Annotated in this window: 26 protein-coding genes, 2 pseudogenes and 1 riboswitch; of the genes and pseudogenes, 18 read left to right on the top strand and 10 right to left on the bottom strand. The window is 47.0% G+C overall.

Going from position 1 to position 25,484, the window contains the following annotated elements; genetic code table 11:
• Positions 1-63: 63 nt before the first annotated feature.
• Entirely contained in the window at positions 64-933 is an 870-nt protein-coding gene (locus H2R00_RS12460) for an SDR family oxidoreductase (protein ID WP_154995695.1), read from the top strand.
• A 15-nt stretch (positions 934-948) separates the two neighbouring features.
• Positions 949-1,452 (top strand): D-lyxose/D-mannose family sugar isomerase, encoded by a 504-nt coding sequence (locus H2R00_RS12455; RefSeq protein ID WP_154995697.1) that lies wholly within the window; start codon positions 949-951, stop codon positions 1,450-1,452.
• Positions 1,453-1,468: 16 nt separating this feature from the next.
• On the opposite strand, the gene H2R00_RS12450 is transcribed toward H2R00_RS12455, so the two are convergent.
• Positions 1,469-1,852 carry a DUF2283 domain-containing protein gene (locus H2R00_RS12450; protein WP_182069264.1) on the bottom strand — a complete coding sequence of 128 codons (384 nt, stop codon included), beginning with the start codon at positions 1,850-1,852 and terminating at the stop codon, positions 1,469-1,471.
• An 84-nt stretch (positions 1,853-1,936) separates the two neighbouring features.
• Here H2R00_RS12450 and H2R00_RS12445 point away from each other — a divergent pair, with 84 nt between their 5' ends.
• From H2R00_RS12445 to H2R00_RS12435, 3 genes are all read left to right on the top strand, one after another.
• Entirely contained in the window at positions 1,937-2,359 is a 423-nt protein-coding gene (locus H2R00_RS12445; RefSeq protein ID WP_043926753.1) for a pyridoxamine 5'-phosphate oxidase family protein, read from the top strand.
• A 454-nt stretch (positions 2,360-2,813) separates the two neighbouring features.
• Positions 2,814-3,623 (top strand): lipid II flippase Amj, encoded by an 810-nt coding sequence (locus H2R00_RS12440; protein WP_154995703.1) that lies wholly within the window; start codon positions 2,814-2,816, stop codon positions 3,621-3,623.
• A 164-nt stretch (positions 3,624-3,787) separates the two neighbouring features.
• On the top strand, positions 3,788-4,729 hold the full coding sequence (locus H2R00_RS12435) for an LCP family protein (RefSeq protein ID WP_154995704.1): 942 nt from the start codon (positions 3,788-3,790) through the stop codon (positions 4,727-4,729).
• 31 nt (positions 4,730-4,760) lie between these two features.
• Here the strand turns inward: H2R00_RS12435 and H2R00_RS12430 are convergent, their stop codons facing one another.
• Entirely contained in the window at positions 4,761-5,054 is a 294-nt protein-coding gene (locus H2R00_RS12430; RefSeq protein ID WP_003179046.1) for a DUF3817 domain-containing protein, read from the bottom strand.
• 83 nt (positions 5,055-5,137) lie between these two features.
• On the bottom strand, positions 5,138-5,548 hold the full coding sequence (locus H2R00_RS12425; RefSeq protein ID WP_182069262.1) for a carboxymuconolactone decarboxylase family protein: 411 nt from the start codon (positions 5,546-5,548) through the stop codon (positions 5,138-5,140).
• 117 nt (positions 5,549-5,665) lie between these two features.
• Between H2R00_RS12425 and lrpC the strand changes: the two genes are divergently transcribed.
• From lrpC to H2R00_RS12405, 4 genes and pseudogenes are all read left to right on the top strand, one after another.
• On the top strand, positions 5,666-6,094 hold the full coding sequence (gene lrpC, locus H2R00_RS12420; RefSeq protein ID WP_076791758.1) for a transcriptional regulator LrpC: 429 nt from the start codon (positions 5,666-5,668) through the stop codon (positions 6,092-6,094).
• A gap of 70 nt (positions 6,095-6,164) precedes the next feature.
• Positions 6,165-8,348 (top strand): DNA topoisomerase III, encoded by a 2,184-nt coding sequence (locus H2R00_RS12415; protein ID WP_182071072.1) that lies wholly within the window; start codon positions 6,165-6,167, stop codon positions 8,346-8,348.
• 140 nt (positions 8,349-8,488) lie between these two features.
• Positions 8,489-10,210 (top strand): pyruvate oxidase, encoded by a 1,722-nt coding sequence (locus tag H2R00_RS12410; protein WP_182069260.1) that lies wholly within the window; start codon positions 8,489-8,491, stop codon positions 10,208-10,210.
• 181 nt (positions 10,211-10,391) lie between these two features.
• Positions 10,392-10,958, top strand: a pseudogene (locus H2R00_RS12405) (lytic polysaccharide monooxygenase auxiliary activity family 9 protein); the annotation flags it as partial.
• A 117-nt stretch (positions 10,959-11,075) separates the two neighbouring features.
• On the opposite strand, the gene H2R00_RS12400 reads toward H2R00_RS12405, so the two are convergent.
• The 5 genes from H2R00_RS12400 to aspA form a co-directional block, all read right to left on the bottom strand.
• A complete protein-coding gene (locus tag H2R00_RS12400) occupies positions 11,076-11,327 on the bottom strand; it encodes a hypothetical protein (RefSeq protein WP_176277339.1) in 252 nt (83 codons plus the stop codon).
• A gap of 71 nt (positions 11,328-11,398) precedes the next feature.
• A complete protein-coding gene (locus H2R00_RS12395; RefSeq protein WP_182069256.1) occupies positions 11,399-11,950 on the bottom strand; it encodes a GNAT family N-acetyltransferase in 552 nt (183 codons plus the stop codon).
• A 54-nt stretch (positions 11,951-12,004) separates the two neighbouring features.
• A complete protein-coding gene (locus H2R00_RS12390) occupies positions 12,005-13,285 on the bottom strand; it encodes an Nramp family divalent metal transporter (RefSeq protein ID WP_182069254.1) in 1,281 nt (426 codons plus the stop codon).
• 181 nt (positions 13,286-13,466) lie between these two features.
• Positions 13,467-13,727: a GlsB/YeaQ/YmgE family stress response membrane protein gene (locus H2R00_RS12385; RefSeq protein WP_020450235.1), complete on the bottom strand. Its 261-nt coding sequence runs from the start codon at positions 13,725-13,727 to the stop codon at positions 13,467-13,469.
• Positions 13,728-13,821: 94 nt separating this feature from the next.
• Positions 13,822-15,243 carry an aspartate ammonia-lyase gene (aspA, locus tag H2R00_RS12380; RefSeq protein WP_154995716.1) on the bottom strand — a complete coding sequence of 474 codons (1,422 nt, stop codon included), beginning with the start codon at positions 15,241-15,243 and terminating at the stop codon, positions 13,822-13,824.
• A gap of 307 nt (positions 15,244-15,550) precedes the next feature.
• On the opposite strand from aspA, the gene H2R00_RS12375 reads away from it, so the two are divergent.
• Positions 15,551-16,735, top strand: a complete 1,185-nt coding sequence (locus H2R00_RS12375; protein WP_244958232.1) for a macrolide family glycosyltransferase — start codon at positions 15,551-15,553, stop codon at positions 16,733-16,735.
• A 25-nt stretch (positions 16,736-16,760) separates the two neighbouring features.
• On the opposite strand, the gene H2R00_RS12370 is transcribed toward H2R00_RS12375, so the two are convergent.
• Positions 16,761-17,207, bottom strand: coding sequence for a DUF2188 domain-containing protein (locus H2R00_RS12370; RefSeq protein WP_182069251.1), 447 nt, complete (start codon positions 17,205-17,207; stop codon positions 16,761-16,763).
• 117 nt (positions 17,208-17,324) lie between these two features.
• On the opposite strand from H2R00_RS12370, the gene H2R00_RS12365 reads away from it, so the two are divergent.
• Complete coding sequence (locus H2R00_RS12365) at positions 17,325-18,146, top strand: EcsC family protein (protein ID WP_182069250.1); 822 nt, start codon at positions 17,325-17,327, stop codon at positions 18,144-18,146.
• Between the two features lie 43 nt (positions 18,147-18,189).
• On the opposite strand, the gene H2R00_RS12360 is transcribed toward H2R00_RS12365, so the two are convergent.
• A complete protein-coding gene (locus tag H2R00_RS12360) occupies positions 18,190-19,479 on the bottom strand; it encodes a Na+/H+ antiporter NhaC family protein (protein ID WP_154995721.1) in 1,290 nt (429 codons plus the stop codon).
• Between the two features lie 128 nt (positions 19,480-19,607).
• On the opposite strand from H2R00_RS12360, the pseudogene H2R00_RS21420 reads away from it, so the two are divergent.
• The 7 genes and pseudogenes from H2R00_RS21420 to H2R00_RS12330 all read left to right on the top strand — a co-directional run.
• Positions 19,608-19,928: pseudogene (locus tag H2R00_RS21420) on the top strand (cupin domain-containing protein); the annotation flags it as partial.
• A 6-nt stretch (positions 19,929-19,934) separates the two neighbouring features.
• Complete coding sequence (locus tag H2R00_RS21415) at positions 19,935-20,315, top strand: YdbC family protein (RefSeq protein ID WP_315941037.1); 381 nt, start codon at positions 19,935-19,937, stop codon at positions 20,313-20,315.
• Between the two features lie 74 nt (positions 20,316-20,389).
• Positions 20,390-20,830 carry a glucose starvation-inducible protein GsiB gene (gsiB, locus tag H2R00_RS12350; RefSeq protein WP_154995724.1) on the top strand — a complete coding sequence of 147 codons (441 nt, stop codon included), beginning with the start codon at positions 20,390-20,392 and terminating at the stop codon, positions 20,828-20,830.
• A 222-nt stretch (positions 20,831-21,052) separates the two neighbouring features.
• Positions 21,053-22,093: an AI-2E family transporter gene (locus H2R00_RS12345; RefSeq protein WP_043926728.1), complete on the top strand. Its 1,041-nt coding sequence runs from the start codon at positions 21,053-21,055 to the stop codon at positions 22,091-22,093.
• 71 nt (positions 22,094-22,164) lie between these two features.
• A riboswitch (cyclic di-AMP (ydaO/yuaA leader) is annotated at positions 22,165-22,306 on the top strand.
• Between the two features lie 74 nt (positions 22,307-22,380).
• Positions 22,381-23,625 (top strand): dicarboxylate/amino acid:cation symporter, encoded by a 1,245-nt coding sequence (locus H2R00_RS12340; protein ID WP_043926727.1) that lies wholly within the window; start codon positions 22,381-22,383, stop codon positions 23,623-23,625.
• A 69-nt stretch (positions 23,626-23,694) separates the two neighbouring features.
• Positions 23,695-24,621 carry an ABC transporter ATP-binding protein gene (locus H2R00_RS12335; protein WP_154995728.1) on the top strand — a complete coding sequence of 309 codons (927 nt, stop codon included), beginning with the start codon at positions 23,695-23,697 and terminating at the stop codon, positions 24,619-24,621.
• A complete protein-coding gene (locus H2R00_RS12330; RefSeq protein ID WP_182069248.1) occupies positions 24,614-25,381 on the top strand; it encodes an ABC transporter permease in 768 nt (255 codons plus the stop codon). Before H2R00_RS12335 ends, H2R00_RS12330 begins: the two co-directional genes overlap by 8 nt.
• Positions 25,382-25,484 lie beyond the last annotated feature (103 nt).

Below are 25,484 nucleotides of genomic sequence, written 5' to 3'. Positions count from 1 at the left end.
TGTTTAAACAAAAATTTCTCCGGTTAAAAGTTTAGTAACATCAGCTAAAGGGAGGAATCACAAATGGATTTGCGCAATCAGCAGACAAACGGACAGCCGGCGCAGACGCAAGACCGCCAGCCCGGCATCGAAAGCGTCATGAACCCGCGTCCGATCTATGAGGATGAAAATTACAAAGGGACGGATAAATTGAAAGGAAAGGTCGCGCTGATCACAGGAGGCGACAGCGGAATCGGCAGGGCCGTTGCCGTTGCCTATGCTAAAGAAGGCGCGGACATCTCGATCGTCTACTTAAATGAGCACGAAGACGCTCAGGAGACGAAAGCGCGGGTTGAAAAAGAGGGCGTCAAATGCCTGCTGCTTCCCGGAGACGTCAGAGACGAAGCATTTTGCAATGACGCGGTTGAACAGACTGTGAAGGAGCTGGGCCGTCTTGATATTCTTGTCAATAATGCGGCCGAACAGCATCCTAAAGACAGCATTAAAGAGATTTCCAGTGAACAGCTCGAGAAAACATTTAAAACAAATTTCTTCTCTTATTTCTACTTTACAAAAAAAGCGATTGATTATTTGGAGCCGGGCAGCGCGATCATCAATACAACATCGATCAACCCTTACCGGGGCAATCCGCAGCTGATTGACTACACGGCAACAAAAGGTGCGATCAATGCATTTACACGGTCGATGTCACAGGCGCTCGTTAAAGACGGCATCCGTGTCAATGCCGTTGCACCGGGACCGATTTGGACGCCGCTGATCCCGTCCACATTTTCAGGGGAGGAAGTGGCGAAGTTCGGTACAAATACACCGATGGGCCGTCCAGGTCAGCCCGTGGACCATGTGGGCTGCTATGTGCTTTTAGCATCTGACGATTCTTCGTATATGACAGGGCAGACCCTCCACGTCAACGGCGGAGACTTTATCACGACATAAAAGGGGGAAGCTCGTGTGAAGGTGACAAAGGAAGACGTAATCGAATACTACGAAAAAGCGGGCATCGCGTTGAGCGACGATGATAAAGAAAACATCCAAATCATGGACTACGGTTTAAATAAGCTGAATAAGCTGGGACTTCAGCTGTTCGTCTATATCAACACAGACCGCTACTGCGCCAAAGAGCTTGTATTATTCCCTGAACAAACATGCCCAGAACACCGGCATCCGCCTGTAGACGGGCAGAAAGGGAAGGAAGAGACTTTCAGGTGCAGATACGGAAAAGTGTATTTGTATGTAGAAGGAGAAAAAACGGAAGTCCCGGCTGTTATGCCGCCGCACGAGGATATCGAGCATTTCACCGTCTGGCACGAAATTCAGCTCACGCCAGGCGAACAGTACACAATTCCGCCGGACACGAAACATTGGTTCAAAGCGGGGAGTGAAGGTGCGGTAGTCACGGAGTTTTCTTCAACAAGCACCGATGATCACGATGTGTTCACAGATCCGAGAATTTAGCGAATGGGAGCCGATCTCATTCGCTTTTTTCCGCCTGATCCATCACATCAAAGCCGATGAAGTGCCGTCCGTCATGATCGGCAAAATAAAATTGAACACCGTTCACAAGAATCGTTTTAACCGCTTCCTGTGAAGTCGGTCGAAACCGCTGAACGCGGGCGCCGTTTAGGAAAGCAGGTTCAAGTTTGTGTTTTCTGCCGGTCAGCGTTCCAAGCCGCGCCATTTCCGGAGCCGCCTCCCCCGGAAATTCGACACCGATGATCCGCTGATGGCGGTCAAAGTCTGCAGCTAAAGCCGTGTTGCCGATTCCATCGGTTGCTGCGGCAGATCCGGCACGGCTTTCCGTCAAAGCAATATAGCCCATATCAGCCTCCACATCAAACGATATGAAAATATTCACGTCAAAAACCTCCATTCAATTGTTTAATATACAAGACATTGTGGAAAAGTAACAGTGGAGATGATACAAAGGAGGGAACTCAAAATGGATCAGCAGCAATTGAAGAACAAGGTGCTCGACATTCTCGATCATCATAAAATCGGTTCGCTTGCAACAGTCGAAAGCGGCAAGCCTCATTCCCGCTACATGACTTTTTTCCACGACGGGCTGACGCTTTATACTCCGACAAGCGATGAGACGCACAAGGCGGAAGAAATTGATAACAATCCGAACGTTCACGTGCTGTTGGGTTATAACGGCGAAGGATTAGGCGATGCATACCTTGAAATCACAGGTACGGCAAAGCTCAACCATTCAAAAGATTTAAAGGACAAAATCTGGGATGAAAGGCTTGAGCGCTGGTTTGACGGAAAGGACGATCCGAACTTGACCGTGCTTGAGATTGAGCCTTCGGAAATCAGACTGATGAATGAAGGTGAAAGCACCCCGGTCACGCTTGATCTGTAGCACGCTGTGCTCAGGAAGTTTGTCATGAAGGACAAACTGTAGTATAATAAAAAACAGGAACACACAAAAGAGCAAATAAATGGAAAGTAAACTTCTTTTTTCTTTCTGAGAAGATGCTAATTTCTTCCTCTGACCCGCCCCTAACAGGATAGAGGGAAAAAAGACTTTTTGTTTCACAATTCACACTGGCGCGGCTTCGGAGCCGCAAGGACGAATGAGAGGTAGGGCTTTCGTTGTCTTGTATCAGAAATTCCATGGTGTTTACTTTCGCTCGGAACGATAGATGCTGATCTTTTACGAAATTCAAATGACCGCCTTTGGCAGCGGATGATGATTTATTTGCTCGAATAAATATGATAATTGAGACCGCTTCGGCTTTTGCCGGAGCGGTTTTTGATTTACCGAAACGTTTCCGTTTTGAAAACAGTCTTACCTATAGACTGGAGGAAGGAAAATGGACTTTTTAACATCCAAGGTACTATTGATTTTTTGTTTTCTGTTGTTGATTCATTCCATTGAAACGCTCGCATACGCTACCCGGCTGTCAGGCGCGAGAGTCGGATTTATCGCATCGGCTCTGTCATTATTTAATGTGATGGTCATCGTCTCGAGAATGTCTAATATGGTTCAGCAGCCTGTGACGGGAAAGCTCGTCGATGTCGCAGGGGCTGACGCGCTTTCCCTCGTCGGCAGCCAATTTCGGTTTTTGATCTTTGGTTCAACCGTCGGCACAATTTTCGGAATGCTGCTTCTGCCGACATTCGTCGCCGTATTTTCGAGAGCAATTGTTCATTTAGCAGGGGAAAACGGCTCCGTTTTGCAAGTGTTTCGCAAGGCGTTTTCAAAAAATATCTTCAAGCATGCAAAGCATTATGCAAAAAGACCGAGCCTGGAATATGTGAAAGACTTTCGATTCCGCTATATACCGAAACGGCTGTTTGTCTTGAACATGGTCATCACGGCGATTTATACAATCGGCGTTCTTGCCGCTCTTTATGCGGGCGTCCTCGTGCCCGAAAGGCATACGACCGCGGTGATGGCCTCCGGCCTTGTCAACGGGGTTGCAACGATGCTGCTGGCGCTGTTTGTCGATCCGAAGGTATCGGTACTTGCAGATGATGTAGCAAAAGGGAAGCGGAGCTATACCTATTTGAAATGGGCTTCGATCACGATGGCAACATCGAGGGTGGCCGGGACGATTTTTGCCCAAGTTCTATTTATCCCCGCTTCTTACTATATCGCATGGATGACGAAGTGGATGTAGTCGATTTTTGACGAAAAGATCAAAATTCGATCATTTTTGTTACATTATGAAACAAATAAAAACAAAAGATTATCTTTTTCAACAGGATTAGACAGCCTGATCTTTCTTTTATTAATTGCCCGCTGTTTCATCCTGTGATAGTCTTATGTGTGGCGGTGATAAAAGTGGAGAGGGTTAGAGTAAGAGTAAGAAAACCGAAAAGAAAAAGGCGGAAAATTATAAAGCGCCTGTTTACATTAACTTTGCTGGTTATCATAGCAGCAGCGGGTTATACCTACTTTGAATACAAAAAAGGCTTATCTGAATCTGACGGAGATTTTAAAGAAGACGGCCAGTTTGAATTTAACGGGGAAGGCTCTGATCTTGATGAAGTGAACATCCTCGTACTGGGGATCGATTCAAGAGGGGAAGACCATTCAAGGTCTGACTCTATGATGGTCGTCCATTATAATAAAAAGCAGAAACAGCCTAAATTGATTTCGATTATGAGGGACAGCTATGTCGACATCCCGGGATATGACAAGCAAAAAGTCAATGCGGCTTATGCATACGGAGGCCCGGAACTCGTCAGAAAAACATTAAAAGATTCCTTTGATTTGGACATTAACTATTACGCCATCATCGATTTTAAAGGTTTTGCCAAAATCGTTGATGCGGTGGCGCCTGACGGCATCGAAGTCGACGTTCCGAAAAAAATGTCGTACGGAATCGGCATGACACTGCAGCCGGGAAAACAAGTTCTTCACGGTGATAGGCTGCTGGGCTATGTACGGTTCAGGCATGACAGAGAAAGCGATTTTGGACGGGTCAGAAGGCAGCAGGAAGTCTTTTCAAAGCTTCAAAAAGAAGCGGTGAGCATCGGAAATATCGCTCAGCTTCCGAAGCTGTGGGGGCTCGTCGATCCGTATATTGAAACAAACATTCCGAACGGCGTCATATTCTCCCTCGGCAAAGACTTTTTGCTCGGAAGCGTAAAAGAAACGAAAAGCTTCAGGCTGCCGATTGACGGATCATTTACGAACAAAGACGATCCAACATACGGGGCAGTCCTCGATTTAGACCTTGAACAAAACAAGGAAGAGCTGAAACGCTTTTTAAATGAGTGATCAAAAAATCCGCCGGGTTTCCCGGCGGATTTTACTGATCATATTTTTTTAGTCCCCGGTCATAAAGGAAATTGCCGAACGGAACAAATGCGGCCACAAGACCGGCAGCCGGCCATTTCACAGACCACCTCAGCACAAAAGTTGCATACAACAGAACAAACAGATACAAAATAAACAATCCGCCGTGAACCGATCCGACAATCGTAACGGCCATCGGATAATCCGCCCAATATTTAAGCGGCATGGCGATAAACAGCAGGATTAAAAGCGACATGCCTTCAATAAAACCCATCAACCGAAGGCGGCCAATCGGCGTTTGCAGCATAGTATACCTCCTGTGGCGTGATAGTCTACTTTTATACTATAAACCAAAAGGGGACAAATATGACAGGTTTTTCTCCGTTTGATTTATGCGTCTGCCGGAAGCTTCATTAAAGCGCCGAAATATTGTTGGGCAGTCGTAAAACAAATAAATGCGGTCAATTCCGTTATTTCTTCTTCTGAAAACACTTCTTTTAAAACATCAAACTGTCTGTCTGACACGCGCTCTCTCTGCGCCAAAAAGACCTCTGCAAACCCCATCGCAAAGCTCGTTTTCTGCTGATTCGGAATCTCGGGCTTCCCCTTGGCCTTGCAATATTCACACCCGTTTCCCTGAGCCAGCACGCGGCGCACCTGCTCCTTCAGTTCCTTTGATAAAAAGCCGTCTCCTGACAGCCCTTCAGCTAAAGCCGTCCAGTTTGACATCAGGCTTTCAGAGTGTCCGAGCAGCCGCTGAAACGGCGTCTCTCCTCTGTCTGAAAAATTGATTCTTGTCATATGATGATCACCTCTTCATAATCATATATAAGCAGAAGTAAAATATGAATTTCGAACGAAAGAATTTTCGCAAAAAGATTGAAATAATGAAATAGAATGAAGGGAATTAAGTTACATATGAAAATTGATGATCTCGATTTTAAAATCATAGCCGAATTAAAGAAAGACAGCCGTTTATCGATGCGGGAGCTGGGCAGGAAGATCAGCCTTTCCGCGCCGTCTGTGACCGAAAGAGTGAGGCGGCTCGAATCGTTCGGCGTCATTAAAAAATATACGCTGGACATCGATTACCAAAAGGTCGGTCTTCCCGTTTCCTGCATTATTGAAGCAACGGTGAAAAACGGGGAATACGAAAGGTTTAAAGCGTATATCGAACGTCTCCCCAACATTGAATTCTGCTACCGGATCGCGGGAGCCGCCTGCTATATGCTGAAAATCAATGCAGAGAGCCTGGCAAAGATCGAAGCGTTTATCAATGAAACGTCTCCATATGCCAAAACCGTGACACACGTGATTTTTTCTGAAATTGAAATAAAGGAATCGTGAACATTAGAGATGCATCTGTATCATCTGTTATAATAAAAGGATGCATGAACAAGAAAGTGATGTGATGGACTTGTCTAAAACAGTCGTTTTAGCAGAAAAACCTTCAGTCGGCCGTGACTTGGCCCGCGTGCTGAAGTGTCATAAAAAAGGAAACGGATATCTTGAAGGCGACCGCTATATCGTGACATGGGCGCTCGGCCATCTGGTCACATTGGCGGACCCTGAAGGATACGGAAAGGAATACCAGTCTTGGCGGCTTGAAGACCTGCCGATCATCCCCGAGCCTTTAAAGCTCGTCGTCATCAAAAAGACCGGAAAACAGTTTCAAGCAGTTAAATCGCAGCTGATCAGAAAAGATGTCAAAGACATCGTCATTGCAACCGATGCCGGCCGGGAAGGCGAGCTTGTCGCCCGCTGGATCATCGAAAAAGCAAAGGTCACGAAGCCATTGAAGCGCCTGTGGATTTCATCGGTCACAGACAAAGCGATCAAAGACGGATTTAAAAACTTAAAGAACGGCAAAGACTATGAAAACCTTTACCATTCAGCCGTGGCCCGAGCTGAAGCCGATTGGATCGTCGGCATCAATGCGACGAGGGCGCTGACAACGAAATTCAACGCCCAGCTTTCCTGCGGACGCGTACAGACACCGACATTGGCGATGATCGCGAAAAGGGAGGAAGATATTAAGAACTTTAAACCCGTCCCTTTTTTCGGCTTGCGTGCGGCGGTTGACGGCATGACGCTGACATGGCAGGACAAGAAGACGAAGCAGACCCGCACATTCAATGCGTCTGTGACGTCACAGCTTGCAGGAGCGCTGCAAGGCAAACCGGCCGCCATCGTCGACTTGAAAAAAACAGCGAAAAAAAGCTTTGCTCCCGGACTTTATGATCTGACTGAGCTGCAGAGGGACGCCCATAAACGCTTCGGATTTTCCGCAAAAGAAACGCTGTCCGTTTTGCAGAAGCTCTATGAGCAGCACAAGCTTGTCACTTATCCGCGGACGGACTCAAGATTTCTTTCCAATGACATCGTCCCTACGCTGAAAGACCGTTTGGAAGGCATGCAGGTGAAGCCTTATGCCCAGCATGTGACCCGGATCTTGAAGCGGGGCGTTAAAGCCAATAAAAGCTTTGTCAACGATGCGAAAGTATCCGATCACCACGCGATCATTCCGACGGAAGAGCCGCTTGCGCTCGGCGCGTTAAGCGAAAAGGAAAGAAAGCTTTACGATTTGATCGCGAAGCGCTTCCTCGCCGTTTTAATGCCGCCGTTTGAATATGAAGAAACAAAAGTGTTTGCCGAAATCGGCGGAGAAACCTTTACGGCAAAAGGGAAAACGGTTCAGGCGCAAGGCTGGAAAGCGGTGTACGATTTCGCAGACGAAGATGATGACGAGGAAGAAAAGGATCAAACCCTTCCAAAACTCGCAAAAGGCGACACGCTTTCCGTCCGGTCTTTAACAGAGACGAAGGGTGAGACAAAACCGCCGGCGCGTTTTAATGAAGGAACATTGCTGTCTGCGATGGAGAATCCGGCTGCATTTATGCAGGGAGAAGAAAAAAACCTTGTGAAAACCCTCGGAGAGACGGGTGGACTCGGGACGGTCGCAACACGCGCCGACATTATCGAAAAGCTGTTCAACACGTTCCTGATCGAGAAAAAAGGAAAAGATATTTACATCACTTCAAAAGGAAAACAGCTCCTTGAGCTTGTTCCGTCAGATTTGAAATCTCCGGCGCTCACCGCCGAATGGGAGCAGAAGCTGTCAGGCATTGCGAAAGGAAAACTGAAATCCTCCGCCTTCATTAAAGAAATGAAGGAGTACGCAAAGCAGACGATCAGAGAAATTAAAAGCAGCAATCAAACGTTTAAGCACGACAATATCACAGGGACGCATTGCCCTGACTGCGGAAAACTGATGCTGAAAGTAAACGGCAAACGCGGCACAATGCTGGTCTGCCAGGACAGGGAGTGCGGCCACCGCAAAACAGTCGCCAAACAGACGAACGCCCGCTGCCCGGTTTGCCATAAGCGCATGGAGCTGCGCGGCCACGGGGAAGGCCAGACCTTCGCCTGCGTCTGCGGCCACAGAGAAAAGCTCTCCGTTTTCGAAAAGCGCAGAGCAAAAGACAAAAATTCAAAAGCATCAAAGCGCGATGTACACTCCTACTTGAAAAAGCAAAACAAGGATGAGCCGATCAACAACGCGCTCGCCGAACAGCTGAAGAAGTTGAAGCTTGATCAATAATCGCAAAACCTGCCGTTTTATTCGGCAGGTTTTTTGTGGATGCGGCTTTATGTTCAAGGGAGGTCAGACTGCATTGACTTGCCGGATCGCGTTTTCCTTACTTCCAAAAGTGGTATGGAAAAAACAAAGGAGGACGTGATATGGCAAACAAAACCGCAGGAAAAATAGCTGCAGAACTGCTGAAGGAATGGAATATTGATCATGTTTACGGCATGCCGGGCGACAGCGTCAACGAATTTATCGATGAATTGCGGCATGAAGAAAACAGCCTCCGCTTCATTCAAGTGCGCCATGAAGAAACCGCTGCTCTCGCTGCCGCAGCCGATGCAAAGCTGACAGGCAAAATCGGCGTCTGCCTTTCGATAGCGGGACCGGGCGCCGTTCATCTGCTGAACGGATTGTATGATGCGAAAGCTGACGGGGCGCCTGTGCTGGCGATTACAGGACAGGTGTCTTCGAATGAAATCGGAAGGGATTATTTTCAGGAGATCGGTCTTGAACGAATGTTTGAGGATGTGGCAGTCTTTAATCAGCAGGTTCATTCGGCTGAAGCGCTGCCTGATCTTTTAAATCAGGCGATCCGTACCGCATACAGCCAAAAAGGGGTCGCCGTACTGAGCGTTTCTGATGATCTGTTTGCGGAAAAGATTAAGCGGAAGCCGGTTTATACGTCTGCGCTTTATGTCGAAGGCGATCTTCAACCGAAGCAAAGCCAGCTGATGCAATGCGCACAATTGATTAATCATGCGAAAAAGCCGGTGATTTTAGCGGGAAGGGGAATGAAATCGGCAAGAGACGAGTTGCTGGAGTTTGCAGATAAAGCGGCCGCCCCGATCATCGTTACGCTCCCCGCGAAAGGAGTCGTACCCGATCGGCACCCGCACATGCTCGGGAACCTTGGACACATCGGCACAAAACCCGCATATGAAGCGATGGAGGAAAGCGATCTGTTGATCATGCTGGGGACTTCATTTCCGTACCGCGATTATCTGCCGGAAGATGCGCCGGCTATTCAGCTTGATAACAACCCGGCGAAAATTGGCAAACGGTATCCTATCACCGCCGGCCTTGTCTGCGATGCGAAAAAAGGACTTTTGGAACTGACGAAAACCATTGAACGGAAATCGAACCGCGCATTTTTGGAAAGCTGTATACAACATATGAGGAAGTGGCGCTATGAAATTGAAAAAGACGAACAGGTGGCGACAGCACCGCTTAAGCCTCAGCAGGTGATTGCAAGGCTTGAGGACGCAGTCGCCGATGATGCAGTCCTGTCCGTTGACGTCGGAAATGTGACGGTTTGGACGGCGCGCCATTTTAATATGACCAATCAGGATTTTCTGATATCAAGCTGGCTTGGCACGATGGGATGCGGTCTTCCGGGCGCGATTTCCGCAAAGCTTTCCAATCCGAAACGCCAAGCTGTAGCCGTGTGCGGAGACGGCGGTTTCAGCATGTCTATGCACGATTTTCCGACTGCTGTCAAATACGATCTGCCCATTGTTGTCGTGATTTTAAATAATCAGAACTTGGGAATGATTCAATATGAACAGCAGGAAAAAGGGCATGTTAATTATGCAACGGCGCTCGAAAACGTCGATTATGCCAAGTTTGCCGAGGCCTGCGGCGGGAAGGGCTTCAGTGTGACAAAGCACGAAGAGCTCATTCCAGCTTTGAAAAATGCCTTTCAATCACAAAAACCGTCAATTATCGATGTGGCAATCGAAGACGAACCGCCGCTTCCGGGAAAAATATCCTATACACAGGCAGTAAACTACAGCAAATATATGATCAAAAAACTGGTTGAGAAAAAAGAGCTCGACTTGCCGCCGCTGAAAAAAAGTTTAAAAAGGATTTTTTAGTATGAAGCCAAGGGATACGCCCCTTGGCTTCATCATGTTCAGATGTTAAAATTGAATGGGTAATATTGGAATGCTTGCGTATGCTTTCTTTTTGCATCAAAACCCGTCTTAACACTATGAAAAGAGAGGGGAGGATCGTAACGTGGAGCATTTTACGAAAAATACCTTCGGTACTGCTTTCATACTAGCAGCCGGATTGCTGTTGATGTCAATCGTTCCCCAGCAGGCCTTCGCTCATGGTTTTGTCGAAAAACCGGGGAGCAGAGCGGCTCTGTGCAGTGAGGCTTACGGACTTCTCAATCTGAATTGTGGAAGCGTGATGTATGAGCCGCAAAGCCTGGAAGCGAAAAAAGGGTTTCCGCATGACGGCCCGGCAGATGGACAAATAGCATCCGCGGGCGGACTGTTCGGCGGGATTCTTGATCAACAGTCGGAAAATCGCTGGTTTAAACATACCATGACCGGCGGGGAGCACACCTTTACCTGGACATATACCGCCCCCCACAACACCAGCCAATGGCACTACTATATCACCAAAAAAGGCTGGGATCCTGACAAACCGCTTAAGCGTGCAGATTTCGAACGGATTGGAACCGTTAAGCATGATGGTTCCCCTGCATCCCACCATTTATCTCACCAAATTTACATTCCAGAAGACCGCTCCGGGTATCATGTCATATTGGCCGTTTGGGATGTGGCTGATACTGAAAACGCTTTCTATCAGGTGATCGACGTTGATCTAGTGAATAAATAAAGCCAAGTCGTCTGAAAACGATTTTTGAATCAGCGGGTTTTGGTGCAAACAGAGAAAATAAGTGATTAAAAACCCCGGCTCTCCAAAAGATGCCGGGGTTTTTGATATTCGTCATTTCTTTTTCTTCATTGCGGCAGCCATGAAAGGAAGCAGGGTGCCGAACAGCATTGTACCGCCGAAGAAATTCCCGAGGTAAGGCTGTCCGATCAGGTAGCAGACGGCAAATACAACCGCAGCAAGACCGATCATGATATAGCCTGGATAAAACCTTTTTTTAAAGCTTGTCCGCTGGGTCATTCGGAAAAATATCAGCCCGATGACGAGCGGGACAATCCATAGGTAAAACAGTATAAATACTTTCATGATCAAAACTCCATATTTTTTTATCTATCATACCAGATTGCCGTGTAAAATGCGTGTGACAAATCCCGAACTTATTTGTTGCGGGCCTTATATTCCTCCCGCAAAAGCCCGTATACGAAGTGATCGGCGAAGTGATCGTGGAGCCACTCGCATTGCCTGAGGCAACCTTCTTTTGTGAAGCCGAGCCTTTCCGGAATCGCCTGGCTTTTCACGTTTTGAACAGCGGCTCTGATTTCAATCCGGTTTAAATCGTATTCGTTGAACAACGTGTCGATCAGCGCTCGGCAGGCATCAGTCATGATCCCTTTTCCGTGAAAAGGCTCGCCGAGCCAATAGCCGATCGAAGTCGTACGGTTAATCCAATTGATATAGTGGAGTCCGATGATTCCGGCAAAATGGCCTTGATGCCATATTCCCGCTTGAAACCCGTTGTTCGCAGCGGCCTGTTTCATGCTTTCTTCAATAAAAGCTTCTGTATCCTCCAGCTGCTTTGTGCTGTCTACCCAAAATAGCCATTTCCGCAACACATCTTTAGACTGCTGGATCTGCATATAAACCGCCCTGGCATCTTTTGGTTCTACCATTTTTAAAAACAGATCATCACGTACCATTAATTTGAACATCCAGTATCCTCCTTTTCTTCAGTATAATATAAAAAAGCCGACCGAGGCCGGCTTTTAACCAGAAAATGTATCGTAAATCAAGAAAATATTAAGGGCGACGATTAAGGCAGCAATCAGCCATGAAACGGCTGTTATCCACTTCGCATTTTTCAGGCTCCCCATAATGCGTTTATTGCTCGTAAATAAGATGAGCGGAATAAGGGCAAAGGCGATGCCGAATGACAGGACGACCTGGCTCAAGACAAGAGCGGTAGTCGGATTCACTCCGGAAGCAATAATAGCGATAGGCGGCAAAATCGTAATGAACCGTCTTAAATAAAGCGGAATCCGGAAATTAATGAAGCCCTGCATGATAATATCTCCCGAAAGCGTTCCGACAGACGAACTCGATAAACCGGCTATTAACAGGCCGACGCCGAACAGCACGGCGGAAAGCGGGCTGACCATGCTGCTGAAGTGGCTGAAGGCCACATCGAGGTCTTCGACAAAAACGCCGTTCTTATAAAACAGTGCGGCGGCGACGATCAGCATGCTCGCATTGATTGCTCCGGCAATCAGCATGGCGATCAAAATGTCGATGAACTCAAACCGGAATATCTTTTTCTTTTCCGCTTCCGTTTTTCCGACCACTCTCCGCTGTGTGAGAGCGGAATGAAGATAGATGGCATGCGGCATCACGGTCGCTCCCAAGATTCCCGCCGCCAGCAGGATGCTGTCTGCACCATCGAAACGGGGAACAAACATGCCCTCCAAAACCGATCCGATATCAGGTTTTGCAAAGAAGGTTTGAAAGGCAAAAGCAATTACGACGATGAACAGCATTCCAGTTATCGCTGCTTCAAGCGGCCTGACGCCGCGCCTTTGCAGTTCCAAAATGGCGAAAGATCCGGCTGCTGCAATAATTGATGCTTCAAGCATCGGTATGCCGAACAGCAGGTAGAGCCCGAGAGCAGCTCCGATAAATTCGGCCAAGTCCGTCGCGATCACGACAAGCTCTCCCTGAATCCACAAGCCGACGGAGACCGGCTTGGGGAATTCTTCCCGGGCAACTTCGGGCAGGTTTTTACCCGTTGCAATGCCGAGCTTGGCTGACAATGACTGAATCAGCAAAGCCATGATGTTTGAAAAAAGGATCACCCATAACAGCAAGTAGCCGTATTTCGAACCAGCCGCTATATTTGTGGCGAAATTGCCGGGATCAATATAGGCTATAGCCGCGATAAACGCCGGACCTAAAAAAGGGAGCAGCCTTTTGAAGCCTTTGCTTTTTCCATCCAGTGCATCTTGAGCTTCTTTTGATATTTGCGAGTGTTTGGACAAATCGTGACTGACCATTTGATTCACCTAGATTCTCAGTTGTTTTTCCTTATACATAAAAGTTTCCTTAGTGCAAATTTATATCAACATCATATGCCCGCGATGATCAATTGTCAACCATAAGATGCTATAGTATATGCGAGAAAGGTTTCGTGTAAACAAAAAACCAGCACCGCTTTCTGGCGATGCTGGCGAGATATTATGCTTGAGAACCCATTCTTCCGCGGAAGATCAGGTTTAAAATGAAGACAAGAATTGCGGCTCCGATAATCGCCGGAAAGATGGCGAATCCCGCAATATCAGGCCCCCACGTTCCGAGCAGCCCGTGGCCGATCCAAGCTCCGATAAAGCCGACGACCATTGAGCCGATAATTCCTCCTGGTGCACCGTGGCCTCCGATTGCGCCTCCGATTAAACCGATGACAATCGCTACGATTAAAGAAACGAGAAATCCTAACATTGTCTTTCCACCTCTTTCAATTAATTTATATTACATGTTTAGCCCGTCTCGGGCGTCTATAAACGCTTGAAAGCATATTGAGAAAGACGGATGGCTATTCCTCTAGAAGCGAAGCGCCAGCAATGCCCGGGTGTGTCATTTCGTACGGATCAAGAATGAGATCCAATTCTTCCTCTGTCAAAACATCATGGAGCAAACACAGCTCGCGCACTGATCGTCCTGTGGCAATCGCTTCTTTCGCAATTCGTGCGGCAGCTTCGTAGCCGAGGTGCGGATTGACGGCCGTAATCGTTCCTACGCTTTTTTCGACGAATTCTTTCAGCCTGATCTCATTCGCTTCAATCCCTGTGATGCAGTAATCGGTAAATACCCGAAATCCGTTGTTCATGATTTTAATCGACTGCAGCAAATTAAAGACGAGCACGGGCTCCATCACGTTTAACTCAAGCTGCCCCGCCTCTGATGCAAGGCAGATGGTATGATCGTTGCCGATCACCTGAAATGCGATCTGGTTCATCAGTTCAGGCATCACCGGATTTACTTTGCCGGGCATGATGGAGGAGCCGGGCTGGCGGGGCGGCAGCCGGATCTCAGCAAGCCCTGCCCTTGGGCCTGACGCCATTAAACGCAAATCGTTGGCGATCTTGGACATGTTCATCATGCCGACTTTCAATGCAGCTGATACTTCTGTGTAGGCATCCGTGTTTTGTGTGGCATCGACAAGATGGTCTGCGCCGGTCAGCTGATAGCCGCTGATATCTGACAGGTGTGCGACAACATTTTGAATATATCTCGGATCAGCGTTCAAACCTGTGCCGACTGCCGTGGCTCCCATATTGACTTCATAGAGATGATGCTGCGACTGCCTGATCCGCTGAATATCGCGTTCGATCACCCGGGAGTAGGCTTCGAATTCCTGGCCGAGCCTGATCGGAACGGCATCCTGAAGATGGGTGCGGCCCATTTTAATGACGGAATCGAATTCCGCCGCTTTTTTGCGGAAGGCATCCAACATATGCTCCATCGTCGATATGAGCTGTCTTAAGTGATTCAATGTAGCCAGATGAATGGCTGTCGGAAACACATCATTCGTTGATTGGGCCATATTGACATGCGTGTTTGGGCTTAAATGGAAGTAATCCCCTTTTTCTTTTCCTAAAAGCTCCAAACCTCTGTTTGCGATAACTTCATTCGTATTCATATTCATTGAAGTGCCGGCGCCGCCCTGAATGGGGTCGACAATAAAATGATCGTGCCAGAGCCCTTCCGTTATTTCAGCGGCCGCTTTTACAATGACGTCGCCAAGCTCTTTATATAAACGTTTAATATCCATATTGGCGAGAGCCGCCGCTTTTTTGACCATTGCCAAAGCTTTAATGAGCTCTTCATCAATCCGATAGCCTGTAATCGGAAAGTTCTCCACGGCCCTCATGGTTTGTACGCCGTAATAGGCGTCAGCCGGAACTTCTTTTTCACCTAGAAAATCCTTCTCGATCCTGGTTGCTTTCGTATCCATGGCAAAACCTCCGTAGGTTGTTTCTTATGATGTATTGTGCCTCGATCTACCGTGTTTTAATTTGCTTTTAAAAAAAGGAAAATCGTCTTCCGATATGGGGCTGTCAAGTAATAAAGAGCCTGTTTTCTCTAATGATATACGCTCATTTGCATGGCGAAAAAATTTAAAGGAAAGATATGCAGAAACAGACAAATGGTCATATAGTTATGTTTATGTATTATTAACCTAATTAAATTCCTTTACTTCATTTGTCTTTTTGTAGTAAATTTCCTTATATAAATTTTCGTATGAGAAAGGAAGATCTGTGATGGGACATGTACTGATGATCAATTTTCCGGGGGAGGGGCACATCAATCCTTCTCTTGGCGTCACAAAGGAGCTGCAAAGGCGAGGAGAAAGCATCGTATATTATGCAGTTGAGGAATACGCTGAAAAAATTAAAAAAACAGGCGCAGAAGTCCGTTTATACCCGGATTTCAGAGAGGCTCTATCACCCGGGAAGGAAAAAGAAAAGATGGACTTTGCCGAAATGGTTTACAATATGTCGGGTAAAGTCGATGAGATCGTTCAGCTCATCTACCGGGAAGTCAAGAGCGAATCTTATGATTATGTGATATATGACCATCACTTTTTGGCGGGGAAAATCATTGCTGAAATGCTTGAGCTGCCGAGCGTTTCGTTATGTACCACATTTGCAATGGACGAGTCGTTTGCAAAAACGTTTACCTTGCAAGGCGACCTTGAAAGCTCGCCGTATTTTGAAAAATTGAAACGATCCCTCGGCGAATTAAGTGAGCGGTATCCCGTCAGTCTCGACAAGCCGTTTGACGTATTCTCCTGTCCGGGGGATATCACGATTGTCTTTACCTCCAGGGAGTTTCAGCCACATGCCGAACGATTTGGGCATGACTATTTGTTTGTCGGGCCGTCGATTACGAGCAGGCAGGATCCAGGCAGCTTCCCGTTCGCTGAGCTGGAGGGAGAAACCGTCATCGTGATCTCGATGGGCACAATTTTTAATCAGCAAAAAGAGCTGTATCATATGTGTATCGAAGCGCTGAAAGACTTTGACGGCAAGGTGGTCATGTCTATCGGGAAATCAACGGATCCCGCGGATCTCGGCAGCATACCGGATCATTTTATCGTGAGGCCGTATATCCCGCAATTGGAGGTTTTGAAACAAGCTGATGTATTTGTCACACACGGCGGCATGAACAGTACAAATGAAGGCCTTTACTTTGATACGCCGCTCATCGTCATCCCGATGGGTGCAGACCAGTTTTTCGTCGCAGATCAGGTGGAACGGACAGGCGCCGGTATCAAGCTGGACAAAAATGAACTTTCCGCGGCTGTTTTACAAAAAAAAATTGAAGATATGCTTGAAAACCGTTCTTATAAAGAAGGCGCCGCCAAAATCGGCCGCTCGCTCCGCAATGCCGGCGGCTATCAAAAAGCAGCTGATGCTGTATTGGAGTTGGCGGGCAAGAAGTAAGACGCTCCAAAAACAGAGCGCCCTGCTAATTCATTCTGATCTTCCGCTCAACACTGCCGTCTTTTTTATGAACGATGACGGCAGTGCCTTTATTTTCGGCGATTTCTTTCGCACGTTCGACGGCTTCTGCTTTTGTATCCTTTACTTCGCTGGCCCGCTTAGCGTCTTCGGCTTTGACTGCCCAGCCTTTTTCGTGTTTGATGACATGCTCGCACTTTTTCGCAAGCTCCGGCCTGCTGCTCGAACCGCTGTCACCGCGTTCCGTTTCATCGGCTTCTTCTGCATAGGATTTAAGTTCCCTTTTGCTCCTGTTATCCGCCCATTCCTTCGCCTGACTCGTAGCAATCGGAATTGCCCGGCTTTCGTCGTATCCTTCGTCAACCATCGCATTCGCAATTTCAATGGCTTTCTTTTTCACCGGTTTGTCCAAATGTTTCAATGAAGCGGGATAGTCTTCCATTGACCACGGCATTTGATCATTCCTCCTTTGTCATAAGTTTTACCCGCTGAAAGCCGATCAAAAAACACGGATTCATATGATGAATCATTGTATACTATAAAAAAACACGAATGAGAGGACGAACCTTCCGTGCGCTACGACAAAACAGATTTGGAAAACGAACTGAAAAAAATTGAAAAATGGGAAAAAGAACAGCAGAAAGCGTGGTTTTGGGAAAGGGTCGGCCGGCTGCCGTTCAAGGTACTGGACAAGCTTACGCCGGCATTCATTCAAGATAAACTTGGTCTCCTGCTCGACGAAATCGGCGGCTTTATTCAAAACGGGGGCCAATATTTGACGTCCGAAAAACACCTCATCCGCCAGTTTCAAAAAAAGCTCCCGGATGAAACAATCGAAACGATTGAAGATATTCAAAAGGCACCTTTGGAAGTGATGGATCAAATATGTGAAAACCTCGGGAAAAACAGAGCGAATACCGCGGCTGTCCAAGGAGCTACAACCGGTGTGGGCGGCTTGTTCACGCTTGCCGTCGATATTCCCGCTATCCTCGGCCTTTCTTTGAAGACATTGCAGGACATCGCAGTATCTTACGGCTACGATCCTAAAGAAAAAACGGAGCGGATGTTTATTATTAAATGCCTGCAGCTCAGCGCGGCTGATATTGTCGGGAAAAGGGCGATCATTCAGGAACTCAGCCGGTACCATCAACCGTCAGGCTCCCGTGAAAATATGATTTCGCAAATTCAAGGCTGGCGGGAAGTTGTTTATACATATCGCGATTCTTTCGGATGGAAAAAGCTGTTTCGAATGGTACCCGTAGCAGGCATCCTCTTTGGCGCAATCTCAAATCGTTCGATGGTGAACGGTGTTGCCGAAACAGGAATGATGATGTATAAAAAGCGGCGGATCATGGAAAGGCTTGCGGAGCTGGACGCGACAGAAACAGAGTGAAAAAAAAAGCTGCCGTTATTAAACGGCAGCCTTTCTTATGGAGTTACGCTTTTTCTGTAAAGCGAGGCAGTCTGAAGAGAATCGCGCAAATGCCGCAGACGCCGATCAAAATCGGATAAAAAGAATAAGGAAGGATGCTGACAGGCGATATTTTCGCGATTTGTGCAGCTGATAGCATTTGCGCACCGTAAGGAATCAATCCTTGAACCACACAGGAAAAGATATCAAGGATGCTCGCCGATTTCCTGTTGTCGATTCCGTACCTGTCAGATAAATCTTTTGCCAGCGGCCCCGCTGTAATAATGGCAATCGTATTGTTGGCCGTTGCCAGGTTTGCCGCGCTGACAAGGCCGGCAATGCCCGCTTCCGCTCCTTTTTTTGAACGGATTCTCCGCGATACAAATTGAAGGAGAAATGTGATCCCGCCGTTTCGCTTCATCATTTCCGCCATTCCGCCAATCAGAAGCGATAAAATGATCAGTTCAGACATCCCGCCGATGCCTTCGGTTATCGCCGTCAAATACGTATGAAGCGTCAGGCTTCCGTCGAAAATTCCGATCACCCCGGCTAATACGATGCCGCCGAAAATAACGGCCATAACATTAAATCCGAGAAGGGCAAATATCAGAACCCCGAGATACGGAAGCACCTTCACCCAGCTGTAAGTCCCAGCTTGTGCTCCGGGATGCCCTCCGGCTGAGAACACCATCAGCAGGATGACCGTGGCAACCGCGGCAGGCAGAACGATCAGGAAATTCGTTTTAAACTTGTCCGACATTTTCGTCTTTTGTGTGCGGACAGCGGCAATGGTCGTATCGGAAATAAATGATAAGTTATCACCGAACATCGCGCCCCCTACAACCGCTGCAACCGAATAGGCCGCTGGAACGCCGATTTCCGCGCTGATCCCCGCAGCGATCGGAGCGAGCGCTGCAATCGTTCCGGTTGACGTGCCCATCGACACAGAGATAAAGGCAGCAATGATAAATAAACCGGCAACCATAAACTGCCCCGGTACAAACGAAAGCGCGAGATTAACGGTTGATTCGACGGCCCCCATCGCCTTTGCGGCTGATGAAAACGCTCCGGCCAAAATAAAGATCATCACCATGATCATAATGTCGGGGTGTCCGGCACCTTTCGCAAACCACTCCGTCTTTTGGCTGAGCTTCTCCTTCCGGTTCATCGCCAGTGAGACAACCGATGCCGCAAGCGCCGCGGCCACGATTGGCAGGCTGTAAAAGTCGCCTGTGATCAAGCCTGATCCAACGAATAAACAAACAAATAAAAACAGCGGCAAAAGCCCTGAAGCTTTTCCGTTTTGATTTTGCATGATGTACACCTCTTCTATAGGTTCAAACCGTTTTTTCACCAATATCCAACACTTTAAAAGGCGAACGCTCAAAAGTCAAATGGTAAAATAAGTTCGGGAGAAAATCAAATGAAAAGAGGAAAGAGCTGATGAATCGCAAAATGAATGTTCTCGATTTGATAAAGGGAGACACAGCTAATTTGTCCGTTTCGGAAGTGAATGACCATTGCATGAGGATCGCCGTTTTGGAGGGTGATTACGTATGGCATTTCCATCCCGGCTCAGATGAGCTGTTTGTTGTTTTGGAAGGAGAGCTGTTGATCGATTTTCAGGATCGTCCCACAGAAGTCCTGAAAGCGAACGATTCCCTGCTGATTCCGAAAGGCGTCATTCACCGGACGCGCGCTGAGGTAAGGTCGGTTAACCTTTGTATAGAAAAAACTAATGCGGAAATCGTCCCGTTCGCGGAAGGGAATGTGCTGAAGCTGATACGGTGCAAATCAGCCGGACAAAAGCTTCGAGCGTTCAGCGAGGCGCAGGCCAAATGGGCTCCGCTACAAAACGTCAGCGGATTCATCAGACAGTGGGGCGGATGGGTGGAAACAGAAAACGGGCAGGAAGCCGTCGTCCTGGTGCTTTGGAAATCGAAGCAAGACTATTTGAACTTTATGGCCGATCATCATGATGCAATATATGAAAGAACGAATCAGAAAGGCACGTTCGAATCAATCAACATTACGCTGTTTGAAGATCCTGCCGAGATATGTGAGACGCTGCAGAACAATACACCGGCTCCGGTACCGGAATGGACGGTAAAGGGCAGCGGACGATCGCGCGATTCTCGGACGCTTTCGTGAATGTGCTATTTGTGTTTACTCTTTTTGAAATGTGGAATGTAAAAACCATAACACTTCAAAAGGAGGAATCGAAAATGGCAAATAATAATGACAACAACAAAATGAGCAGGGAAGAAGCAGGCAGAAAAGGCGGAGAAAAAACGAGCCAAAACCATGATAAAGAATTCTACCAAGAGATCGGTCAAAAAGGCGGAGAAGCTACAAGCCAAAACCATGACAAAGAATTCTACCAGGAAATCGGCGAAAAAGGCGGGGAAGCCACAAGCCGTAACCATGACAAAGAATTCTACCAGGAAATCGGTGAAAAAGGCGGAGAAGCCACAAGCCGTAACCATGACAAAGAGTTCTACCAGGAAATCGGTGAAAAGGGCGGAGAAGCCACAAGCCGTAACCATGACAAAGAATTCTACCAGGAGATCGGTCAAAAAGGCGGAGAAGCTACAAGCCGTAACCATGACAAGGAGTTCTATCAAGAAAACGGCGAAAAAGGCGGACGCCAAAGAAGAAGCGGTTAATGAGCGGTGAAGAGAGGGGCTGAACATCAGCCCCTCTCTTTTTATGCAAGATGCCTGCCGCTGCCGCCCGAGCACCCATATTAAATTATTATAAATTATTGATCTTCTGAAGAGATTTCCGGTCTGTTTTGTTATATAATTTACAGATGATGCATCAAATTGTAATTATAAAAGTTTGAATGCTAAAAGTTAAGGACTAAAGTACTGGTGGGAGTGTACCGAATGGCAGCGTTGATTAAATTTTTTCAGCACCCTGGGGTCAGGCGTTTTTCAGTTTTTGTTGTATTGGCGGGAGTTTTATATTTGTTCCGCAGCATGATGAATCTCATATTGCTCACATTTATCTTTACGTTTTTGATGAACCGTCTGGAAAATGTGATCCGCGGTTTTTTAAACCGCTTTATTAAAGTCAGCCAGAGACTGATTATTTCTTGTTTGTATGCGGCTCTTGCCATCGCGCTTTCGATCGGCGGTGTGGTCTATTATCCCGTGATCGTCACCCAGATTCAGCAGCTGATCAAACAAGGAAAGTATATCGCTTCTCACCCTGACAGCATTCCTTTTCTCGATATGATTACCGGTATGTTCGGCGATATCAACTTGACATCCTATTTGGAAAAAGGTCTTAACTTTATCTATACATATATCACGGATATCAGCGCGTTTGGCCTGCAGGTGGTTATGTCATTGGTTCTCAGCATGTTCTTATTGATCGAAAAAGACAAAGTCATGAGCTTAATGGATAAATTTAAGACGAGCAAAATAGCTATTTTCTATGAGGAAATTGCTTACTTTGGGAAAAAATTCACGAGAACGTTCGGCAAGGTGCTTGAGGCTCAGTTTATTATCGCCTCCATCAATTGCGCACTGACGACCATTGCCCTCGCGATTATGGGTTTTCCTCAGCTTTTCGGCCTTGCCGTCATGGTGTTTTTCCTCGGGCTGGTTCCGGTCGCAGGCGTTGTGCTCTCCCTTATTCCGTTAAGCATTATCGCCTACAGCATCGGCGGAATCGCTTATATCGTATCACTGGTGTTGGTCATTATGATCGTCCATGCGATAGAGGCCTATTTCCTCAATCCGAAATTGATGTCCGCCAAGACGGAGCTGCCGATTTTCTTCACGTTTATCGTGCTGATTTTTTCTGAACATTTTATAGGGATTTGGGGTTTAATTATCGGTATTCCGATATTTGTTTTCCTGCTTGATATACTTGATGTTACAAGTCAGGAGAAAAACCGAACAGCAGACACACGAAAATAGCATATATTTGTAAATCAGAAAATTTGGTTTACATATTTCGAATTTTCAGGTATAACTGTTATATAACGAAATAGCGCCACACGTTTAATCCTTTAGTAGGAGTGGGGGACCCGATCATTTGGGGTGAATTTTTCTGTTCCCGTGCGAACCGAAAGACGGACATCTCTTCGTCCGAACCCGTCAGCTAACCTCATCAACGTGAAGAGAGTCATGTGGAACCAATTTTAATGGTAAAAGCCCATGGGAGATCTCTCATGGGCTTTTTTTGGAAAGGGGAGATATGTTATATGAAGTTAGCAACAAAAATTATTATCGCTCTATTACTCGGTGCAGCCGTCGGTATTATACTGAACGTCACTTCACCGGATTTATTTAGCAAGCTTAATACATTTTTATTCGGGCCGCTCGGCACGATCTTCCTTAACTTAATTAAAATGCTCGTTGTACCGATTGTTTTCTTTTCTCTGACTTTAGGGGTAGCAGGACTTGGAGATCCAAAGAAACTGGGCAGAATCGGTGCCAAAACGATTTCTTTCTTTTTAGTAACAACTGCAATTGCCATTATTATCGGACTTGTTTTAGCGTTGGTCATCAAACCGGGAACCATCGGAACGTATGATACAAGCGCTGCGGAATATTCAGCACAGAAGGCGCCAAGCATTGCCGAAACGCTTTTGAACATCATTCCGACAAACCCGGTTCAGGCAATGGCTGAAGGTAATATGCTGCAAATCATTGCTTTCTCCATTTTGGTCGGTCTCGGAATTACGATGCTCGGCAAAAAGGCGGATGCTCTTCTCAAAGTGGTGGAACAGGGTAACGATCTGATGATGTACCTGGTCAATCTCGTCATGAAGTTCGCGCCGTACGGTACGTTCGGCTTGATTGCCGGGGCAATCGGAAGCCAGGGCTGGGACGCCATTAAAGCAATGGGGCTTTATATGATCGTCGTCATACTGGCGCTGTTCATCCATGCCATTGCAACATACGGCGCAGCGATTGCGTTTCTGGCAAAGCGGAACCCGCTCACATTCTTTAAAGATTTTTCAGAGGTTATGCTTGTTGCTTTCAGTACGTCCAGCAGCAACGCGACACTTCCGGTTTCGATGGATGTCGCTCAAAGAAAGCTGAAAGTTCCAGAGCCGATCTCAAGTTTTGTCCAGCCGCTTGGAGCTACGATCAACATGGACGGAACGGCGATTATGCAAGGGGTAGCAACAGTCTTTATCGCTCAGGTGTACGGTTATGACCTGACATTCACACAGCTGCTGACGGTCGTTCTCACGGCAGTGCTTGCCAGCATCGGAACAGCGGGTGTACCGGGTGTCGGACTGATTCTGCTCGCCATGGTTCTTCAAACAGTTGGCCTTCCAGTTGAAGGAATTGCGCTAATATTGGGAATTGACCGACTTCTGGACATGATTCGTACGGCTGTCAATACAACAGGCGATGCAGCATGTGCAGTCATCGTCACCGAGACGGAAAAGAAACACGGCAAAATCGAAGCCCCTCATAGTGAAGTGTCCGTGTAACTCAAAAATGATATAATCAAACAGTGCCTTTTCGGCACTGTTTATTTTTTTAGGAAAGAGGAGGGGGCTATGACAAAGCAGCCTGTTTTACATATAGAAAATGTTGATAAAATCATAGACGGCAAGACGATTTTGAAAGATATCTGCTTAACGGCGGATGAAGGGGAGATTATCGGCCTGCTAGGTCCGAACGGGTCAGGAAAAACGACCCTCATTAAATTGATCACCGGCTTAATCAAAATGAAGAGCGGATCAATTGTCATAAACGGTTTTCCGATTGACCGCCAATTTGAAAAAGCGATCCAGTCCGTCGGAGCCATCGTTGAAAATCCTGAATTTTACCCGTATCTGACTGGCTATGAAAATCTGAAACACTATGCAAATATGCACGCTGGAATCGGGCGGGAAAGACTGGCGGAAGTCATCAGCAGGGTCGGCCTTGAAGATGCCGCAGAAGACAAGGTCAAAACGTACTCGCTCGGAATGAAACAGCGCCTCGGTATCGCCCAGGCGATTCTTCACCGGCCGAAGCTGCTGATTTTGGACGAGCCGACAAACGGATTGGACCCGGCGGGAATGAAAGATTTCCGCGAACACTTGCGTGAACTTGCCGAAGAAGAAGGAACAGCGATCCTGTTTGCGACCCACTTGCTGAAGGAAGTGGAAGATTTGTGCGATCGGGTCGTCATCCTTCAACAAGGGAAAATCAGATCAACCGTCGTCCTCAATGATGCAGATGAAAAGCAGGAAAAGGCGATGCTGGAGGTACAGCCTCATGACAAAGCGCTTCAGTGGCTGAAAGACCAAGGATACGAAGCTCACGCCGAAAAAGGCCTGCTTGCCGTAAAGGTGGCGAAAGCGGAAATTCCCGCTTTAAATCAACAGCTTGTCGCCAATAATATTGACGTCTATTCGATTGCTCCGTTTAAGCAGTCTCTTGAGGATGAATATATGGCGCGGACGAATGGAACGGAAGAGAGGAATGCTGATGTTTAGACTGATTCAAAACGAGCATGTTAAATTGCTGAAGCGAAAAGTAACATTTGTATCGTTGGCGCTGATCGTAATCTTTCAATTTCTTCTCGCGCTCATAACGAAAAGAATCCTGATGGGCGCCGGGGCAGATGATCATTTTATCGGCTATTTTTCATTCACCCCAAACCTGAATATCCTCTTGCAGGGGCTTTCAATTGTGGTGGCGGCTTCAATTATATCCTTTGAATATGATAAAAAGACGATCAAATTTTTGCTGATCCGCCCTGTCAGAAGAGAAAAAATTCTCGTTTCCAAATACGTGACGAGCGTGCTCGCAAGCATTTGGCTTTTTATCATTTACTACGGATTTTCTTTATTATTTGGTCTGCTCTTTTTCGGCGTGAAGCTCGACGAAAAAGCGGAGCCGCTCTTTACCAATACGGTGAAAATGATCGGGACGCAGTGGTTTGAAGTATGGATGATGGTTTCATTTGCGTTTTTATGTTCGGCTTTGTTCAAAAGCAGCGCGCTCAGCATCATGGTGTCGATTGTCGTGCTGTACGGCGCCAAAATGCTTGTAACGATTATGGCGTATTTGGAAAAACCGCTCGGTAAATTTTTGTTGTTCGCCAATACCGATTTAACGCAATACGCCGGAGAGGCCAAACCGCTTTTTGCCGGGATGACGCCTTTGTTCTCACTCTTTATCGTCTTTCTCCATCTCGTGTTTTTTCTCGGAGCGGCATGGTGGGGCTTTTGTAAACGAGATATGAAAGTATAAAATAATTTGTCTAATGTGTGACAAAAGGAATGACATTTTTGTGAAATATGTCGTAATTACCGTGTGAATCTCCTATTCTTAATTATAATTTTAGGATAAGGGA

Origin of the sequence: Bacillus haynesii, from assembly GCF_014042035.1 — a bacterium.
GTDB classification, from domain to species: domain Bacteria; phylum Bacillota; class Bacilli; order Bacillales; family Bacillaceae; genus Bacillus; species Bacillus haynesii.
This window is presented reverse-complemented; position numbering and strand designations above follow the sequence as displayed.